The 4,187-nt window shown below is 39.1% G+C and carries 4 protein-coding genes and 2 pseudogenes; 2 read left to right on the top strand and 4 right to left on the bottom strand.

Annotation, left to right across the window (positions count from 1 at the left end; genetic code table 11):
- Window positions 1–74: IS1 family transposase (locus tag BEB42_RS25640; protein WP_004200914.1), on the top strand; the 74-nt coding region annotated here is incomplete at its 5' end.
- Between the two features lie 160 nt (window positions 75–234).
- Here the strand turns inward: BEB42_RS25640 and BEB42_RS25645 are convergent.
- Window positions 235–1,206 (bottom strand): annotated as a pseudogene (locus BEB42_RS25645) (IS481 family transposase).
- A gap of 221 nt (window positions 1,207–1,427) precedes the next feature.
- Window positions 1,428–1,985 carry a hypothetical protein gene (locus tag BEB42_RS25650; RefSeq protein WP_000642189.1) on the bottom strand — a complete coding sequence of 186 codons (558 nt, stop codon included), beginning with the start codon at window positions 1,983–1,985 and terminating at the stop codon, window positions 1,428–1,430.
- A 453-nt stretch (window positions 1,986–2,438) separates the two neighbouring features.
- Between BEB42_RS25650 and BEB42_RS26940 the strand changes: the two are divergent.
- Window positions 2,439–2,929 (top strand): annotated as a pseudogene (locus BEB42_RS26940) (IS630 family transposase); the annotation flags it as partial.
- Between the two features lie 49 nt (window positions 2,930–2,978).
- Here BEB42_RS26940 and BEB42_RS25660 read toward each other — a convergent pair.
- Both BEB42_RS25660 and BEB42_RS25665 read right to left on the bottom strand, forming a co-directional pair.
- Window positions 2,979–3,488, bottom strand: a complete 510-nt coding sequence (locus BEB42_RS25660; protein ID WP_001009465.1) for a hypothetical protein — start codon at window positions 3,486–3,488, stop codon at window positions 2,979–2,981.
- Between the two features lie 111 nt (window positions 3,489–3,599).
- On the bottom strand, window positions 3,600–4,187 hold a 588-nt coding region (locus tag BEB42_RS25665; RefSeq protein WP_272897079.1), incomplete at its 5' end, for a VasL domain-containing protein.

Raw genomic sequence — 4,187 nt, forward strand, 5'->3', positions numbered from 1 at the left:
TGTCGTTCTCAAAATCGGTGGAGCTGCATGACAAAGTCATCGGGCATTATCTGAACATAAAACACTATCAATAAGTTGGAGTCATTACCAGAAAGCCCTATCTTTCTTTAAAGAAAGATTAACACTTAAAAATATCCCCCCGCAACACCTTGTCATTGACTGAGCTGATTACAAAAGAAATTGGTCTCATTAAAACAAGGAGAATTAATCTTACCCAGCAATAATGTGTGTGATTCATAGACATCGTTTCAATTTTCTCAGTTCAAGTTCAAGCTTGTAATTCTGTTCCTGTATATGCTCTTCATTGGGCTGATAGCTTGCGTGAACGGCATCAGAGTATGGTGTTTGCTCTGCAAGTTCGAAGTAGCGCTCCATCGGAGTTTTACCGTTGTGAGCGCTATGAGGGTGTTCCCAGTTATAGTAATGCTGCCATTCTGCCAGCAGTTCTTTCAGGTCATCAGTTGAGAGGTCTACGGTAGCGTAAAACTCGGCTTTGTCTGTCTTTTGAGAACGTTCAACTTTGCCATTAAGATGAGGTGAGGCTGGCTTATTTGGACGAAACTTGATGCTGGATTCTTTCAATTTCTCCTGCACCTTAACGGCAAAAAACTCTCTTCCCCGGTCTGTCTGTAAGCGCTGTATCGGGAAAGGCATTTCTTCAATAACACAATCGATAAAATCCAGTGTGTTTGCAGCCGTGCGACGAGAGTAGAGTCTCAGGACTCTGTAGCGAGTGCAGTCATCAACAGATGTGTACTGATACAAACCGGGGCCAATTTTACAGGTATCCATCTGGACCCGATCACCGGGAACAGGGCGTTCGTAGCGAATAAAATCTGCTTTACGCCGGAATTTAACGACAGGTTTAACCTTATTCTGGCAAAGAACTTTGTGGATCGTTGCCACTGCCAGTGAGATTGCATGAAGTCGTTTTAACTCGCTCTGAATCCTCCTTGCACCCAAATTTCGCAGGGAACGTAACTCCAGAATCAGAGAGACTTCGCCAGCGCCGGTTTTCGTTGATGGTGAATGTTTAGGGCGACGGCTATGGCTTTCCAGACCAGCGATGCCCTGAGCCAGATATCTGCGCCACCATTTACGTAATGTGGGGCGGGAAATACCGCAGCGACGGCATACGAACCCCGCGTCACCAGACGTTTCATAGAGTTTTACCTACTGTAGCCGCTGCTGAATTTCCCTGTTCATAGTAAGGCATTATAGTGAAACGATGTCTATGAATCACACACTTCACCCGAGAGAACCTCCCCTCGGGTGCTCACAGAACCGAACGTTACCCACCCACGTAGAGATTTGTATTCCCCAATTGCCCACCAAACTCGACTCCATTGCCATCAGTATGGCACTCTGCATAATACTATTCAGCAAGGCGGAGAAACCTATCACTCGCAGACTACGTAATCCAAAAGTTAAAATTTAACTTTAAACTGACTTGCAATAAAAATCTCATTACTGAGATAACTCTGAAAGACTTCAGGAGACGGAACAATCCCCTTTCTTTGCCTTTTATCGAGTTTAAAATTTTTGTTTATTCGGTTATCTCGAGAAAAGTAAACTTGCCCCAAATATCCTGTAACTATAACTTTTTTATATCCAAGTGATAACATTGATTCCTTGAAACGTTGAGCAAATGACGGTATATGCATTGAATGTTTAAGGCCACTATCACAAGCAAAAACCCGTATATCTGATATTTCCTTTGTTAATTTTAACTGTAACAACTTATTAGCTAACTGGGATGGGGTTAATGAGTCATTATAATTCAGGCCATGACCAATACCAGAGGTACTACCATGCGCTACAATATATAGTCGGTCGCCACCCTTTATAAGTCTTATATATTTTCCTGCTTGATTATACATAAACGTTATAGGTTCCACACCTGTTTTTTCTCCAATAAAAATTTTTTCATCTAATAATTCCAAAAAACTCTCATCGTCATCGAATGGATAATAATAGTAAATCATATAATTTCTCCTTTTGGATAATAATTAAAGCGCCACTAATTAAATCAACATATCACATACTTAAATCAGTGATATTGTCCATCAGAAATTTAGGGGGCCAGACCAACAAGAATCATACATAAATGTTATAAATTACAATATAAATCCCATCCCCACAATTGTCTAACCGCCCATGATGGATCATACTCATGTAATTTGGGGTAACCAAAGCGAGGTTCAGGTATTCACATTGTAAATCGCTACATGTTTAAGTGACACCGCATCTAAGAAATGCGGGAAGAATTTTAGAGTCATATTTTTGATTATATAGAGAGTCCGGTGTTATCTAGATAATCCTTGGCAATTCACACACTAAATAACTGTTCAGAATAGTAGATCACTCAGGGGAACTTAGTCAGGTTTATGCGATCTGATCAATCGTTGAATATCCCAAATCACCAACCGGACTGAACAATGCCGATCATAGCACCAATACCAGGAACTGAACGACGCCTCATGTAGAAAACACTCCATAAAACAAAGGACAAAACCACACCCGGCACTCACAGCCATGCTAATGGCTACATCGTAGTGACACCGTCAGCCATATTGCCAGCACGCTCTACTGTGCCCACTCATCGATTGGTCTCTGGATTAACAGGTTCACTCAGTCTGGTGCTGAAGACCTGAAATCATTGCCGTCAAGACGAGGGAGATGCTGGCCATTCGAACATCTTTGCGCATTACTGCGTGAGCTTGTTAAGCATTCTCCCGGCGATTTCGGTTATCAATCTTCCCGCTGGAGTAGCGAACTGCTGGCGATAAAAGTCCGTGAGTTCACCGGTTGTCCGCTACATGCTTCAACCATCCAGCAATGGTTACCTGCTACCGGACTGGTATGGCGCAGAGCAGCGCCAACACTTCATATCCAAGCCCCAAATAAGGAAGAAAAAATGGCAGCGATTAAATTAAAATCAGTTATTTAGACAATGATAGGCATGCTTCATATCTATTTTAGCCTGTGAAGTGTTTAACTTTATATTTATTAATGACCAATGTTTCCTCTATTCTCCCGACAACATTATAAAAATCACATATACTATACCCAGAATATCCAGGTCTGCCAAAATTAATATTTAACGGATCTTGTATAAATATCTTTTTCCGTTTTGTATCAACAGAGACAATTAGAATATAATGATTAACCCCCCCCAACACCCCAAAGTCTGCCATACCTAATTTTCCTGACGCAATAATAGGACCATGTTTTAAAAGAGCATCTTTATAAAAAGAAATATCTCTGGGAATACTAATGCTATAACAAAAACTATCTTCTGGAGAAAAACCATAATTTAATCTATTCCTTTTTGCACTTTGCTTTAATATAGCATTAGCAATATTATTTTTACTACAATACCAGCTAAGCAAAGCATCCTGGCAATACCATCCACAATTAAGGTCGACAAAACCACCTATTCCAGGACGCCACTGATGCTTCATATTTACTTTATATATAAAATTCATAATTCACCATTATGTATTAATATAATCTCTCCGTAGCTCCCCATGTCATGTCATGCATATATTTGTGCATTAAACCTGTAAGGAACCATACTACTACAACCCTATATCCAACTACGATTTAAGATTCGTAGATTTCTGCCCATCTTTGTTCTCCTTTAATAAGCGCTCATTTTTTAATTTCAACTCAGCACTTTGGCATTTATATTTATTAATGTCACTTCTTATTGATTCAAGCTCTCTTTTTATATCCTCTTTATCGGTATACTCATTGTTATATAAATTTGAAAGTCTTATATTCAAGGAAGGGGGATATTCAAGAAGAGTATTTTTCATATCATGAACTATCGTTTTTAGCTTGGATATAGTAATATAACCTCGATTCTTTTCAATTGTATTTAGAGTTTCTTCAAAACCATCCATTTTTTTTCTAAGGCGAGTCCATGAATCTGTTTGATCAGATGTATATTCTGAACATCCAGAATAATTTACAAGCATTTCTGTAAGAAAAGCATCAGGTATAACTCTCTTGAATTCCAGTGCAACCTCCGGTTGCCCTAAATAATTTATAAAAAGAGTCATCAAAACCCCAGATATAAAAGCAATCATGTTACAATATATATTTTTGCTTTTTAAATTATTCACATAATGACTGTTATTTTTCCCTGGGATATTATTAGCCACATGCTTACCTGACTCACT

Source organism: Escherichia sp. MOD1-EC5990 (assembly GCF_002965285.1).
Classification (GTDB): Bacteria; Pseudomonadota; Gammaproteobacteria; order Enterobacterales; family Enterobacteriaceae; genus Escherichia; species Escherichia coli_F.